10 protein-coding genes are annotated in these 14,454 nt (G+C 73.9%); 8 read left to right on the top strand and 2 right to left on the bottom strand.

Annotation, left to right across the window (positions count from 1 at the left end):
- Nucleotides 1-22: 22 nt before the first annotated feature.
- The gene (gene glgC, locus ACT17Q_RS09180; protein WP_141320016.1) at nucleotides 23-1,264 is read right to left on the bottom strand and encodes a glucose-1-phosphate adenylyltransferase; all 1,242 of its coding nucleotides are present in this window, start codon (nucleotides 1,262-1,264) and stop codon (nucleotides 23-25) included.
- A 117-nt stretch (nucleotides 1,265-1,381) separates the two neighbouring features.
- On the opposite strand from glgC, the gene glgA reads away from it, so the two are divergent.
- Nucleotides 1,382-2,629, top strand: a complete 1,248-nt coding sequence (gene glgA, locus ACT17Q_RS09175; protein WP_444662024.1) for a glycogen synthase — start codon at nucleotides 1,382-1,384, stop codon at nucleotides 2,627-2,629.
- Here glgA and ACT17Q_RS09170 read toward each other — a convergent pair.
- Nucleotides 2,608-3,414, bottom strand: a complete 807-nt coding sequence (locus ACT17Q_RS09170; protein WP_444662022.1) for a hypothetical protein — start codon at nucleotides 3,412-3,414, stop codon at nucleotides 2,608-2,610. The two genes, glgA and ACT17Q_RS09170, sit on opposite strands and share 22 nt — an antisense overlap.
- Before the next feature lie 83 nt (nucleotides 3,415-3,497).
- Between ACT17Q_RS09170 and ACT17Q_RS09165 the strand changes: the two genes are divergently transcribed.
- The 7 genes from ACT17Q_RS09165 to ACT17Q_RS09135 all read left to right on the top strand — a co-directional run bounded on the left by ACT17Q_RS09165 (nucleotide 3,498) and on the right by ACT17Q_RS09135 (nucleotide 14,419).
- Complete coding sequence (locus tag ACT17Q_RS09165) at nucleotides 3,498-4,289, top strand: ABC transporter ATP-binding protein (protein WP_141320012.1); 792 nt, start codon at nucleotides 3,498-3,500, stop codon at nucleotides 4,287-4,289.
- A 125-nt stretch (nucleotides 4,290-4,414) separates the two neighbouring features.
- Nucleotides 4,415-4,849, top strand: a complete 435-nt coding sequence (locus tag ACT17Q_RS09160) for an NfeD family protein (protein WP_094179899.1) — start codon at nucleotides 4,415-4,417, stop codon at nucleotides 4,847-4,849.
- 32 nt (nucleotides 4,850-4,881) lie between these two features.
- Nucleotides 4,882-6,117: an SPFH domain-containing protein gene (locus ACT17Q_RS09155; protein WP_094179900.1), complete on the top strand. Its 1,236-nt coding sequence runs from the start codon at nucleotides 4,882-4,884 to the stop codon at nucleotides 6,115-6,117.
- A 214-nt stretch (nucleotides 6,118-6,331) separates the two neighbouring features.
- Entirely contained in the window at nucleotides 6,332-8,074 is a 1,743-nt protein-coding gene (locus ACT17Q_RS09150; RefSeq protein WP_444662018.1) for an ABC transporter ATP-binding protein, read from the top strand.
- A 137-nt stretch (nucleotides 8,075-8,211) separates the two neighbouring features.
- Nucleotides 8,212-10,104, top strand: a complete 1,893-nt coding sequence (locus ACT17Q_RS09145) for an ABC transporter ATP-binding protein (protein WP_444662016.1) — start codon at nucleotides 8,212-8,214, stop codon at nucleotides 10,102-10,104.
- Between the two features lie 167 nt (nucleotides 10,105-10,271).
- The gene (locus tag ACT17Q_RS09140; protein ID WP_444662014.1) at nucleotides 10,272-11,393 is read left to right on the top strand and encodes a lytic polysaccharide monooxygenase; all 1,122 of its coding nucleotides are present in this window, start codon (nucleotides 10,272-10,274) and stop codon (nucleotides 11,391-11,393) included.
- A 254-nt stretch (nucleotides 11,394-11,647) separates the two neighbouring features.
- A complete protein-coding gene (locus ACT17Q_RS09135; RefSeq protein WP_444662012.1) occupies nucleotides 11,648-14,419 on the top strand; it encodes a hypothetical protein in 2,772 nt (923 codons plus the stop codon).
- The last annotated feature ends 35 nt before the right edge of the window (nucleotides 14,420-14,454 follow it).

The following is a 14,454-nucleotide window of genomic DNA, read 5'->3' as shown; positions in this document are numbered from 1 at the left end:
CACGCACGACGCCGAGCAAAGGTCAGTCCGTGATGATCGAGCCCTTCGGGACCACGGTGAGCCCGGACTCGGTCACGGTGAAGCCCCGCGCGCGGTCGTGCTCGTGGTCGAGCCCGATGCGCGCCCGCTCGGGGACGATGACGTTCTTGTCGAGGATCGCGCGGTGCACCTGCGCGTACCGGCTGACCTGCACGCCGTCCATCAGCACCGAGTCCGTGACCTGCGCCCACGAGTGCAGCCGGATGCCCGGGGAGAGCACCGAGCCGGACACCGTCGCACCCGAGACGACGACGCCCGGGGAGACGATCGAGTCCGCGGCGTGCCCGAGACGGCCCGCGCCGGCGTGCACGAACTTGGCCGGCGGCAGACCCGTGTAGCCGGTGTGCAGGGGCCACTCGTCGTTGTACAGGTTGAACACCGGCTCGACCGCGATGAGGTCGATGTTCGCCTCGTAGAACGCGTCGATCGTCCCGACGTCGCGCCAGTAGTCCCGGTCACGGGGCGTCGAGCCCGGCACGTCGTTGCGGATGAAGTCGTACACGCCCGCGGTCCCGCGCTCGACGAACCACGGCACGATGTCGCCACCCATGTCGTGCCGGGAGTTCACGTCCTCGGCGTCGACCGTCACGGCCTTCACCAGGGCGTCGGCGTCGATCACGTAGTTGCCCATCGAGGCGAGCACCTCGTGCGGCGAGTCCGCCAGGCCGATCGCGTCGGTCGGCTTCTCGCGGAACGCCCTGATGCGCGTCGGGTCGTCCGGGTGCGTCTCGATGACGCCGAACTGGTCGGCCTCCTCGATCGGCTGGCGGATGCCCGCGACGGTCAGCTCGGCACCGGACGCGATGTGCGCGTCGACCATCTGGGAGAAGTCCATGCGGTAGACGTGGTCGGCGCCGACCACGACCACGATGTCGGGGCGCTCGTCGTCGATGATGTTCAGGCACTGGTAGATCGCGTCGGCGCTGCCGAGGTACCAGTGCTTGCCGACGCGCTGCTGCGCGGGGACGGCGGCGACGTAGTTGCCGAGCAGGGCCGACATGCGCCACGTCTTCGAGACGTGCCGGTCCAGGCTGTGGGACTTGTACTGCGTCAGCACGATCACGTGCAGGTAGTGGGAGTTGATGACGTTCGACAGGGCGAAGTCGATGAGCCGGTAGATCCCGCCGAACGGGACTGCCGGCTTCGCCCGGTGGGCCGTGAGCGGCATGAGTCGCTTGCCCTCGCCACCTGCGAGGACGATGGCCAGGACGCGCGGTTGTGCCATGCCCCGAACCCTAGGCCCGACAGGCGGTGCGGGCGAGGCCAGGGCGCGTTCACGCGCTAGCGTGTCGCGCATCACGGCCCGCCGGTGCGTGCGGGCCGCCGTCCACGGAGGTCGTCAGTGCGCGTCGACATGCTCACCCGGGAGTACCCCCCGCACGTCTACGGAGGGGCCGGGGTGCACGTCGCGGAGCTGGCCGCGGTGCTGCGGGGCAGCCTCGACGTGCGCGTGCACTGCTTCGACGGGCCACGCGACGACGCGGCGCGCGAGCAGGGCGTGCACGGCTACTCGGTCCCGGGGGGTCTGTCGGGCACCAACGCGGCGCTGCAGACGCTCGGGGTCGACCTCGAGATCGTCGCGGGCATCGGTGCGGGCATCGGTGCGGGCGAGGACGACGTCGCGACCGACCTGGTGCACTCGCACACGTGGTACGCGAACCTCGCCGGGCACGTCGCCGGGCTGCTGCACGGCGTGCCGCACGTGCTCACGGCGCACAGCCTGGAGCCGCTGCGGCCGTGGAAGGCCGAGCAGCTCGGCGGTGGGTACGCGGTCTCGAGCTGGGTCGAGCGCACCGCCTACGAGGGCGCGGCGGCGGTGATCGCCGTCTCGGGCGGCATGCGCGAGGACATCCTGCGCAGCTACCCCGCGGTCGACCCCGCACGCGTGCACGTCGTGCACAACGGCATCGACCTGGCGGCATGGCGTCGGCCCACCGACGAGGCCGCGCTCGCGCACGCGGACGAGACCGTGCGCGCGCTCGGTATGGACCCGACGCGTCCCGCGGTCGTGTTCGTCGGGCGCATCACGCGCCAGAAGGGTCTGCCGTACCTGCTGCGCGCGGCCGAGTCGCTGCCGGCCGACGTGCAGCTCGTGCTGTGCGCGGGCGCACCCGACACCCCCGAGATCGCCGCCGAGGTCACGGGCCTCGTCGAGGCGCTGCGCACGCGCCGCTCGGGAGTGGTGTGGATCGAGCAGATGCTCCCGCGCGAGGACCTCGTCGCCGTCCTCGCCGCGTCGACGGTGTTCGTCTGCCCGTCGGTCTACGAGCCGCTCGGCATCGTCAACCTCGAGGCCATGGCCGTCGGGCTGCCCGTGGTCGGCACCGCGACGGGCGGCATCCCCGAGGTCGTCGACGACGGCGTCACGGGCTGGCTCGTCCCGATCGACCAGGTGCAGGACGGCACGGGTACACCGCGCGACCCCGAGCGGTTCGTCGCCGACCTCGCCGCCGCGCTCACGGAGGCGGTCACGGACGTCGAGCGCGCCCGGCGGTGGGGCCTGGCGGCCCGGCAGCGGGTCGAGGACCACTTCTCATGGGCGGCCGTCGCCGAGCGCACCCTCGAGGTCTACCGAGGCGTGCTCGCCTGAGGACCCGGGCCCGCGGCCGGGCCGGCGAACGTCGCGGCGGACAGCGCACGACGCGCGAGCCGGTCGACGTCGCGCAGCGCGGCGGTGCGCTGGTCGGCCTGCCACAGGTTGACGGCGCCGCCGTCGTCGCGGGTCGCGAGGTCCACGATCGCGAGCAGCCGCGCGGCGCTCGCGAGGATCCGACCGCGGCGCGCGTCGAGACGGTCCGGCAGCCGCCACGTCGGCACGCCCGCGTCGCGCAGCGCGACCACCTGCGTCGCGTGCGCGTCGTCCCAGTGGGCCACGTCGAGGCGTACGAGCGCGTCCGTGACGTCCGTCAGGCCGCGCCGCAGGCCTCGGTCGGCGTCCTCGAGCGTGCCGAGCCCCTGCACCGCCAGCGTCCAGTCGGGCACCTCGGTGGCGTGCCACGTGACCAGGTGCCCGGGCTCGAGCGCCGAGCCGAACCCGGTGACCTCCGGGACGAGCGCGAGGCTGCGGCCTGCCGAGCGCAGCAGGACGACCTCACGCGCGTCGAGCGCCTGCGCGCTCACCGCGGCGGGCACGCCCGCGACGTCGCCGGGGGCCGGCAGGAGCGCGACGACGTCGAGGTCGGGGGCCGTCCACGACGCGAGCGCGTCGGCGAGGTCGAGGCGGGAGCCGGTCGCGTCCACCACCTCGTGCGGTTCGTCGTCGCCCTGCACGCCGCGCAGTGCGGCCGTGGGCACGGGGGAGCCGGCGGGGCGGGCGGCGGTCGCGCCGAGCCACAGCGCGAGCACGGCGCCCCGGGGCAGGTCGAGGTCGGGCACCCGCCCACGGTACGGCGTCCGGGCCTGCCGTCCGTCGCGAGGCGTGTGCGCGGGGACGGGCGCTCGAACGTTAGGGTCGTGCCATGACCGACGTGCTCGACCTCCAGGACGTGACGATCAGACGGGGGACGACGACGATCCTCGACAGCGTGTCGTGGACGGTCGCCGAGGGTGAGCGCTGGGTCGTCCTGGGACGCAACGGCGCGGGCAAGACGACGCTGCTGCAGGTCGCCTCGGGGCGCATGCACCCGACGAGCGGCTCGGCGCAGCTCCTCGGCAGCCGGCTCGGCAACGTCGACGTCTTCGAGCTGCGGCCGCGCATCGGGCTGTCCAGCTCCGCGCTCGCCGACAAGATCCCCACGGGTGAGCTCGTGCGCGACGTGGTGCTGACCGCCGCGTACGGCATGACGGGGCGGTGGCGCGAGGAGTACGAGGACCTCGACGAGACCCGCGCGACCGACCTCCTGCGGGCGTTCGGGGTCGAGCACCTCGGCGACCGGTACTTCGGTACCCTCAGCGAGGGTGAGCGCAAGCGCGTGCAGATCGCCCGTGCCCTGATGGCCGACCCCGAGCTCCTGCTGCTCGACGAGCCCGCGGCGGGGCTCGACCTCGGTGGCCGCGAGGAGCTCGTCGGCGCGCTCGCCGAGCTGGCCGACGACCGCCGCTCGCCCGTGCTGGTGCTCGTCACGCACCACGTCGAGGAGATCCCGCCGGGCTTCACGCACCTGCTGCTCCTGCGCGACGGTGCGGTCCACGCGTCCGGCCCCATCGAGGAGGTCCTCACGGCCGAGCAGCTCTCGGGCGCGTTCGGGATCGACCTGCTGCTCGACCGCCACGCGGGCCGCTGGTCCGCCCGCGCCGCGACGCTCGCCTGACCGCCTGCCTGACCGTTCGTCGCCCGCACGTCGCTCCTTGTGGGCGCTCGGCACCCGAATCCTCACGAGACCGTCAAGAGTGTGCCTAGGATCGGTGCACGGCTGACGATCGGGAGGTACGCACGGTGGAGTGGCTCTGGTGGGTCGGCAGCGCCCTGGTGCTCGGCATCCTGGAGATGCTCTCGCTCGAGCTCGTCTTCATCATGGCCGCGGGCGGGGCCCTCGCCGGCGGGGTCGCCAGCGCCGCGGGAGCGCCGCTGTGGGTGCAGATCGTCGTCGCCGCCGTCGTGTCCGTGCTGCTGCTCGTCACGCTGCGGCCGTGGCTGCTGCGGCACCTGCGGCGACGCACGCCACTCGTCGAGACCAACGCGTCCGCTCTCGTCGGCCGTCCGGCGGTCGTGATCGCGACGGTCACGGGCGAGACCGGGCGGGTCAAGCTCGCGGGTGAGGTGTGGAGCGCGCGGACGTCCGACGGCGACGCCCTGACCCCCGGCACCGAGGTCACGGTCACCCGCATCGACGGCGCGACCGCGGTCGTCGTCCCCACGCCACGCCCCTAGCGCGGCACCACCGAACGGACCAAGGAGGCTCCATGACCGAGGACACCACCGACGTCGGCCAGCTCGCGCTGATCGTGGTGGGCGGGCTCGTCCTGATCTTCGTGCTCGTCGCGCTGTTCCGGTCCGTGCGGATCGTGCCGCAGGCGGTCGCGGTCATCGTCGAGCGGCTCGGACGCTACAGCCGGACCCTGGACGCGGGCCTGCACCTGCTCATCCCGTTCATCGACCGCGTGCGCGCGAGCGTCGACCTGCGCGAGCAGGTCGTCTCGTTCCCGCCGCAGCCCGTCATCACGTCCGACAACCTCGTCGTCAGCATCGACACGGTCATCTACTTCCAGGTGACGTCGCCGAAGGACGCGGTCTACGAGATCGCGAACTACATCACCGGCATCGAGCAGCTCACCGTCACCACGCTGCGCAACGTCATCGGCTCGATGGACCTCGAGCAGACCCTCACGAGCCGCGACCAGATCAACGGCCAGCTCCGCGGCGTGCTCGACGAGGCGACCGGCAAGTGGGGCATCCGCGTCAACCGCGTCGAGCTCAAGGCCATCGACCCGCCCGCGTCGGTCCAGGGCTCGATGGAGCAGCAGATGCGTGCCGAGCGCGACCGTCGCGCGGCGATCCTCACCGCGGAGGGCGTCAAGCAGTCGCAGATCCTCACCGCGGAGGGCGAGAAGCAGTCGGCGATCCTGCGGGCCGAGGGTGAGGCGCAGTCCGCGATCCTGCGGGCCGAGGGCGAGGCGCGCGCGATCCTGCAGGTCTTCGACGCCGTGCACCGCGGCGACGCCGACCCCAAGCTGCTCGCCTACCAGTACCTGCAGACGCTGCCGAAGATCGCGGCGTACCCGTCGAACAAGATGTGGTTCCTGCCCGCCGAGCTCACGGGCGCGCTCGGGCAGATGGCCAAGGGGTTCGGCGGGTGGCCCGCGCCGGGCGCCACCGAGGCCGACCGTCCCGCCGGGGAGTCGCCGCTCGCGGACGGCGACCTGCCGCCCGTGACGCTCACCGACCCGGCCGAGGCGCTCGCCGAGGCTCGCCGCGAGTCGGCGGCCGCGACGGCCGACGCGACGAGCGCGGGCACGTTGTCGGGGCGTCCGTTCGACCCCGCGGCCGAGCTCGGGCAGCACCCGGGTGGCGCAGCGGTCCCGCCGCGTCCCGCGACGCCGCCGGCGCCGCCCGTCCCCCCGGTCCCGCCGCAGGACGCGCCGCCCGCCCCGACCCGCGACGAGCCGCCGGCGCCGCCGCAGCCTCGCGACCAGGGCTGACGCGCACCGGCACCGCATCTCCCACCGCATCTCCCTCCTCATCTGCCACGGCACCCCCGTCGCGCGACCGTCCGCGGCGGGGGTGCGACGGGGGTGCGCTCAGGGCGAATTGTGTTCGTCTGCAGACAGCAGTCATCTAGCGTGGCGTGCGGGTGGTCGGGCCCGCGCGTGCGCGGACGTGGCCGCGCGTGACCCCCGGACGTGAGGAGCGTCGATGCTCGACCGACTGCTGAAGGAGCACCTGCGCCCGTACTCCGGGGCGGTGACCGCCGTCGTCCTCCTGCAGCTCGTGCAGACGCTCGCGACGCTCTACCTGCCGAGCCTGAACGCGCGGATCATCGACGACGGCGTCGCGCAGGGCGACACCGCGACCATCATGCGGCTCGGCGGCGTGATGCTCGCGGTCAGCCTCGTGCAGGTCGTCACCGCGATCGGGGCGGTCTGGTACGGCTCCTACGCCGCGACTGGCTTCGGTCGCGACCTGCGACGACGGCTGTTCGCGCACGTGCAGACGTTCTCCGCGCGCGAGCTCGGGCAGTTCGGCGCGCCGACGCTGATCACCCGCACGACGAACGACGTGCAGCAGATCCAGATGGTCGCGCTCATGACGTTCACGTTCGTCCTGATGGCCCCGATCATGCTCGTCGGGGGTGTGGTCATGGCGCTGCAGGAGGACGTCGGGCTGTCGTGGATCCTCGTGGTCGCGGTGCCCGTGCTCGGGCTGGTCATCGGGGCGGTCGTCTCACGGATGATCCCGTACTTCCGGGTGATGCAGAAGCGGATCGACGCGATCAACCGCGTGCTGCGCGAGCAGATCGCCGGGGTGCGGGTGGTGCGCGCGTTCGTCCGCGAGGAGCGTGAGGCCGCCAGGTTCGACGAGGCGAACCGCGCGCTGTACGACACGTCGCTGCGCACCGGGCAGCTCATGGCGCTGATGTTCCCCGCCGTGATGCTGGTCCTGAACGTGACCAGCACGTCCGTCATCTGGTTCGGCGGGCACCGGGTCGCGGACGGCGCGATGCAGATCGGCCAGCTCACGGCGTTCCTGTCCTACATCGCGTACATCCTCATGGCCGTGATGATGAGCACGATGATGTTCGTGATGTTCCCGCGTGCGGTCGTGGCCGCGGGTCGCGTCGGTGAGGTGCTCGAGACCACGACGAGCGTGCTCCCGCCCGTCGCACCGGTCGCGCTGCCCGCCGACGCGCGGACGCGCGCGAGGCTCGAGCTGCGGGGCGTCGAGTTCCGGTACCCCGGTGCCGAGCGCGCCGTGCTCGAGGAGGTCGACCTGGTGGTCGAGCCCGGCCGGACCACCGCGATCATCGGCTCGACGGGGTCGGGCAAGTCGACGCTTCTCCACCTCGTGCCACGGCTCTACGACGTGACGGGCGGGCAGGTGCTCCTCGGTGGCGTCGACGTGCGCGACGTCGCGCTGCCCGAGCTGTGGTCCCAGATCGGGCTGGTCCCGCAGAAGCCGTACCTGTTCTCGGGGACGGTGCGCTCGAACCTCGAGTACGGCGCGCCGGGCGCGGGCGACGACGAGCTGTGGCACGCGCTGGAGGTCGCGCAGGCCCGCGAGTTCGTCGAGGCCATGCCCGGCGGCCTCGACGCACCGATCGCGCAGGGCGGCACCAACGTCTCGGGCGGGCAACGCCAACGTCTCGCGATCGCGCGGGCGCTCGCCGCCCGGCCGCGCGTGTACCTGTTCGACGACTCGTTCTCCGCGCTCGACTACGCCACGGACGCCGCGCTACGCGCCGCGCTCGTCCCCGAGACCCGCGACGCGGGCGTGCTCGTGGTCGCGCAGCGCGTCGCGACGATCCGGCACGCCGAGCACATCGTGGTGCTCGACGCCGGCCGCGTGGTCGGGCAGGGGACGCACGACGAGCTGCTCGCGGCGAACGCGACCTACCAGGAGATCGTGTACTCCCAGCTCAGCGCACAGGAGGCGGCATGAACGCGCCGGCGGACCGTCCCGCGCCGTCCCCGTCCCCGGCCCCGTCCCCGGCCCCCGCTGCCGCGGCAGCCGCTGCGGCGGGGCCCGCCGGGCCCCGGCGCCCCGGCCCCGGGCACGGCCCCATGGGTGCAATGGGCATGCCCGGCGAGAAGTCCATGGACTTCCGCACCTCCGGACGGCGGTTCCTGCGGGACCTGCGGCCCGAGCGGGTGCGGCTCGTCGCGGTCGTCGTGCTCGGCGTGGCGTCGGTGGTGCTCGCGGTGGTCGGGCCCAAGCTCCTCGGCACCGCGACCGACGTGCTGTTCGAGGGTGTCGTCGGCTCGATGCTGCCCGCGGGGATCTCCCAGGCGGACGCGGTCGCGGGACTGCGTGCGCAGGGCCAGGGCCAGCTCGCGGACATGGTCTCGGGCATGCAGGTGGTGCCCGGCCAGGGGGTGGACTTCGACCGGCTCGGCTCGATCCTGCTCGTCGTGCTCGCGGTGTACGTGGGCTCGTTCCTGTTCGGCTGGGCGCAGGGCCGCATGACCGCGGGCGTCGTGCAGCGCACCGTGCTGCGCCTGCGGGCCGACGTCGAGGCCAAGCTCGGCCGCGTCCCGCTCGCCTACGTCGACTCCCAGCCGCGCGGCGAGCTGCTGTCCCGCGTGACGAACGACATCGACAACGTCGCCCAGACGTTGCAGCAGACGCTCAGCCAGGTCATCACGTCGCTGCTCACCGTGGTCGGCGTGCTCGCGATGATGTTCTGGATCTCGCCGCTGCTCGCCGTCGTCGCGCTCGTGACGGTACCGCTGTCGATGGTCGTCGCCGCGCTGATCGCCCGGCGCTCGCGCCCGCGGTTCATCGAGCAGTGGACCTACACCGGGCAGGTCAACGCGCACATCGAGGAGATGTTCACCGGGCACATGCTCGTGCAGGTGTTCAACCGGTCCGACGACGCCGTGGCGACGTTCACGGAGCGCAACGAGGCGCTGTACGACTCGAGCCGGCGCGCGCAGTTCATCTCCGGCACCATCCAGCCCGCGCTCGGGTTCCTGTCGAACCTCAGCTACGTGATCGTCGCCGTCGTCGGCGGTCTGCGCGTCGCGTCGGGCGCGATGACGCTGGGCGACGTGCAGGCGTTCATCCAGTACTCGCGTCAGTTCACGCAGCCGATCACGCAGCTCGCGAGCATGGCGAACCTCCTGCAGTCGGGTGTCGCGTCGGTGGAGCGCGTGTACGAGCTGCTGGACGCCCCCGAGCAGGAGCCCGACCCGCGCTCGCCCGCGCACCTCGCCCGGCCCGTGCGGGGGCGCGTCGAGTTCGAGCACGTCGCGTTCTCCTACTCGCCGGACGCGCCCCTGATCACCGACCTGTCGCTCGTCGCGGAACCGGGGCACACGGTCGCGATCGTCGGTCCCACGGGTGCGGGCAAGACGACGCTGGTGAACCTGCTCATGCGGTTCTACGAGATCGACGCGGGCCGCATCACGCTCGACGGCGTGGACACCCGCGACCTGACGCGCGACGAGCTGCGCCGGCAGACGGGCATGGTGCTGCAGGACACGTGGCTGTTCGGCGGGACCATCGAGGAGAACCTGGCGTACGGGGTGGACGGCGCGACGCACGAGCAGGTGGTCGCGGCGGCCGAGGCGACGCACGTCGACCGGTTCGTGCGGACGCTGCCGGACGGGTACGACACGGTGATCGACGACGAGGGCACGGGCGTCTCGGCGGGGGAGAAGCAGCTCCTGACGATCGCGCGCGCGTTCCTGTCCGACCCGGCGATCCTCATCCTCGACGAGGCGACGTCGTCGGTCGACACGCGGACCGAGGTGCTCGTGCAGCGCGCGATGAACGCGCTGCGCGCGGGGCGCACGTCGTTCGTGATCGCGCACCGGCTGTCGACGATCCGGGATGCCGACGCGATCCTGGTGATGGAGCACGGGTCGATCGTCGAGCAGGGGACGCACGAGGAGCTGCTGGCCGCGGGCGGCGCGTACGCGCGCCTGTACCAGAGCCAGTTCGCGGCGGCGGCGACCGAGGAGGTCTGACCCGGCCGAGGGGTGCGACAGGGACGTTCGTCGCGGATTGCCGGGGTGAACCGTTTCGGACGTTGTTCACCCAGGTGGTCGATGTGGACGGTGGTGGCGACCGCGCCCGCGCCGGGTCAGCAGCGTGGCGGCCTGTCCGCGGGACACCGACTCCCCCTGGAGGAACGATGCGATCGACCGCACCCCCCGCCCGTCGAGGGCTCCTGCGCCGTGTGGGCCGTGCCGCTCTGGCCGTCCCGATGGCCCTCGCGCTGGGCCTGGGCGCCCTCACGCTCGCGGCTCCGTCGGCGAGCGCGCACGGCTCGGTGACCGACCCGCCGACCCGCAACTACAGCTGCTGGGAGCGGTGGGGCGACGACCACCTCAACCCCCAGATGGCGACGGACGACCCGATGTGCTGGCAGGCGTTCCAGGACAACCCGAACGCGATGTGGAACTGGAACGGCCTGTTCCGCGAGAACGTCGGCGGCCAGCACCAGGCCGTGATCCCCGACGGGCAGCTCTGCAGCGGCGGCCGCACGCAGAACGGCCTGTACAAGTCGATGGACACGGTCGGCGCATGGACGGCGACGCGGGTGCCGAACTCGTTCCGCCTGACCCTGACGGACGGCGCGAAGCACGGGGCCGACTACCTGAAGATCTACGTCACGAAGCCGGGCTTCGACCCGACCACGCAGGCCCTCACGTGGGGCTCGCTCGACCTGGTGAAGACGACGGGCTCGTACCCGACGACCGGCCTGTACCAGACCGACGTGTCGCTGCCGAACCGCAGCGGCCGGGCCGTGCTGTACACGATCTGGCAGGCGAGCCACCTCGACCAGCCGTACTACCTGTGCAGCGACATCATCATCGGTGAGGGCGGCGGCGAGCCGACGCAGGAGCCGACGCAGGAGCCGACCGACGAGCCGACGCAGGAGCCGACGGACGAGCCGACGCAGGAGCCGACGGACGAGCCCACGCAGGAGCCGACCGACGAGCCCACGCAGGAGCCCACGGACGAGCCGACGGTGCCGACCGGCGCCTGCACCGCGACCGTGAAGGTCAACTCGAGCTGGTCCGGCGGTTACGTCGCGGACGTCGTCGTCACGGCGGGGTCCGGCGGGCTGAAGGGCTGGAAGGTCACCGTCAACGGTGCGACCGTCACGCAGGCGTGGGGCGGTACCGCCTCCGGCAACGTGATCAGCAACGCGGCCTGGAACGGCACGCTGGCGTCCGGCCAGAGCGCCACCGCCGGCTTCGTCGGCTCGGGGTCGAGCTCGGGCCTGACCGCGAGCTGCGCGGCAGCCTGACCTGACGCACGGGGCCCGGGACGCGCAGCGCGTCCCGGGCCTCGTCGCGTGCGGGGTGCGTGACCCGGACCGCGCACCACGGCCGGACGCGCCGAACCGGGACGAGACGGGCATGGCGGGCGTGGAGCCGGGATGGCTAGGGTCGCTCCACGGGGGTGGCGGGGGCCGCCGGGAAGGGGGCGACCGTGCACCGGTGGGGGTGGTGGTGGCGCGGGACGGATCGGCCTACGACGCCTGAGCCCACGACGCCCGACGTGCTGGAGCTGCGGGTGCACGGCGTCGCCAACACGCCGCCCGCGAGCATGCTCGAGCTCGCGCCCGGTCAGGTCGAGCAGGTCGACGGCGACGAGCTCGGCAGCTTCTGGGCCCCGACCGCCGCGGCCGCAGCGGTCCCGCGTCGCGCGGGCGACCCGCGCGAGGTGCCCCCCGGCGTCCGGCGCGAGGCGTACTCGTGGGGTGCGATGGCGCGGCTGTCCGCCGTCCCGGGCCTGGGTCGCGTGAGCGGGCTCGTCGCGGGAGTCGTGCGCGCGCTGTGGGTGCTGATCATCCCGTTCGGGCTCGCGAACGTCGCGTACTGGTCGCGCGACGCCGACGAGCCGCACGGGCGACGGTCGTCGGCCGGCGGTGGGCTCGTGCGGCTGTTCGGGCTCCTGCTCACGCTGCTGTGGCTCGCGACGGTCGCGACCGTGACGCTCGGCGTCGTCGGTGCGCAGTGCTACGGGCCGCGCACGTCGTCGGGCGAGGTCACCTACGTGCAGGTCTGCGCGGCGCTGCCCGGGTGGGCCGACGCGGCGGCGCGCTGGTCCACCGGCGAGCGCACCGCCGCGCTCGTCGCGGCGACCGCGGTGGTGCTCGTCGTGCTCGCGGCGGTCGGCTCGACGGGGCGGCTCCGGTACGAGCGACGCATGTCGACGACGAAGGCGCGGGGCCTGGCCGACGGCGCGGGGCTCGACCCGCGCGGGACCTGGCCGCTGCTCGCCCGGCCGGGGTTCTGGACGCACGCCCGCCGCTCGTCCGTGCAGTGGTTCGCGCACCTCGCGGCGGCGTTCGCGACCCTCGCGGGGCTCGTCTCGTGGCACTACCTGTACCGCGACGTGCCGCAGTGCACGCACTCGGACGGGTTCGGGACCCGGGGGTGCCTGGACGCCGCGCTGTGGGCGCGGGACGGGCGGCTGCCGTGGGCGCTGGCCGTCCTCGCCGCGGCCGTGGTGGTCGCCCTGGCCGCGTGGCGCACGGGGCGGCTGCGCCTCGACCCGCCGGGCGGAGGCCGCTCGACCTTCGCCGCCGAGGTGCGCGTCTCGCGCACCGCCGAGGTGCTGCTCCTGGGTGCCGCGCTCGTGCTGCTGGGGTGGGTGGTCGTGGCGGTCGCGCGCTCGGGAGACGGACCGCTGCGTCCCGCCGACGCCGCGTCACCGCCCTTCCTCGGGCTGCACGCGCTGCCCCGCTCGCTCGTCGCGCTCATGGTCCTGCTCGTGCTGGCGGCCGTCGGGATCCGTGCGCACCTGCGCGCCGCGGTGTGGGTGCCGCTCGTCCTGGCGACGGCCGTCGGCGCCGGCCTCGCGGTGCTGTGGTCCGCCGGCGCGTGGGGCGTCGTGTGGCGCACGGTCGCGGGGCTCTGCCTGGTGACGCTCACCGTCGTCGCGTCGGTCGTGAGCCGCCGACGGCCCGGTCGCGCGTGCGAGGGCTGGGCGGGCCGCGGGCCGGCAGTGCTGCTCGCGCTCGCGGGCGGGCTCGCGATGGTGCTCAGCGCCGCCGCGGTCCTCGGGACGGTGGCGTGGCTCGACGCGCCCGCGGCCGCGGAGAACCAGCGCCTGTCCACGCAGACCCAGCAGGCGCTCGACGACGCCGCGGCCCAGGACCCGCTGCGCGACCCGGTGGTCGTGCACGGCCCGGCCGCCGCGCACCTGCACGTCCCGCCGGGCTACGAGCAGTTCGCGGTCGCGAGCGTGGCCGGTGTGCTGCTGCTCGTCCTGCTCCTCGTCGTGCTCGGGATCCGCACGGCGACGCTGCGCCGCACCGTCGTGCCCGTCGTGCCCGGCGGCGCGCAGCCGCGGCCGACCACGGGGGAGGACGCCGCGGTGCAGGCCGCACGACGACGAGCCGCGCTCGCACAGCGCGCGGAGCGCCTGGTCGGCGCGGTCGCGGTGCTGCACCTGCTCGCGCTCGTCGGCTCGCTCGCGCTGCCCGACCCGCGCGCGACGTACGGCGGCGCGCTCGGCACGCTGTGGGCGCTCGCGGTCGACCTGTCCGGCGCGGCGGTGGTCGCGGCGTTCGGGCTCGTCGTCGCGAGCGTCGTGCTCGCCGGGTCCAAGAACGCGCTCGCGCGTCCCTGGGGGCTGCTGTGGGACCTCATGTGCTTCCTGCCGCGCGCCGCGCACCCGTTCGCACCGCCGTGCTACGCCGAGCGCGTCGTGCCGGAGCTCAGGGCGCGCATCGACGCGTGGCTCGGTGACGACGGCACGCCGCTGCCCGGCGGTGAGGCGACCCGCGCGAGGCGTCGCGTGCTGCTCTCCGCGCACAGCCTGGGCGGGGTCGTCGCCGTCGCGACCCTGCTGGCGCGGTGGGACGGTCCCGCGGGGCCGCACGACCACCGGGTCGGCCTGCTGACCTACGGCACGCAGCTGCGCGCGTACTTCGGACGCTTCTTCCCGGAGCTGTTCGGACCCGAGGTGCTCGGCACGCGCCCGAGCCCGGGCGCCCTCCTGTGGGCCGCCGACCCGTGGGCCGCCGACCCGTCGCCCGTGCCCGGCCCCCGGACCGAGCCGACGCTGCTCGGCTCGCTCACGTCACCCCCGGGCGGTGCCTGCGCGGTGCGGTGGCGCAGCCTCTGGCGGCGGACCGACTTCATCGGGTTCCCCGTCGACGGGTACGCGGACTCGCCGGTCGACGTCCCCGCGAGCGAGGTCGACGCCGACGCGTACCTCCTGCAGGTGGTCGCGCACTCCGGCTACCCGCGCGCCCCCGAGTACCGGCGCGAGCTCGACACGCTCGTCGCGTGCCTGCGCGCGAGCCGCCCGTCCCGGTGACGCGCCGGGCGGTCCTCGGTCCCGTCCCGGCGCTC

The sequence above is a fragment of the Cellulomonas sp. CW35 genome (assembly GCF_052378485.1).
Lineage (GTDB): Bacteria > Actinomycetota > Actinomycetes > Actinomycetales > Cellulomonadaceae > Cellulomonas > Cellulomonas uda.
Note: the sequence above shows the minus strand (reverse complement) of the source record. Positions and strands in the feature narration are given on the sequence as shown.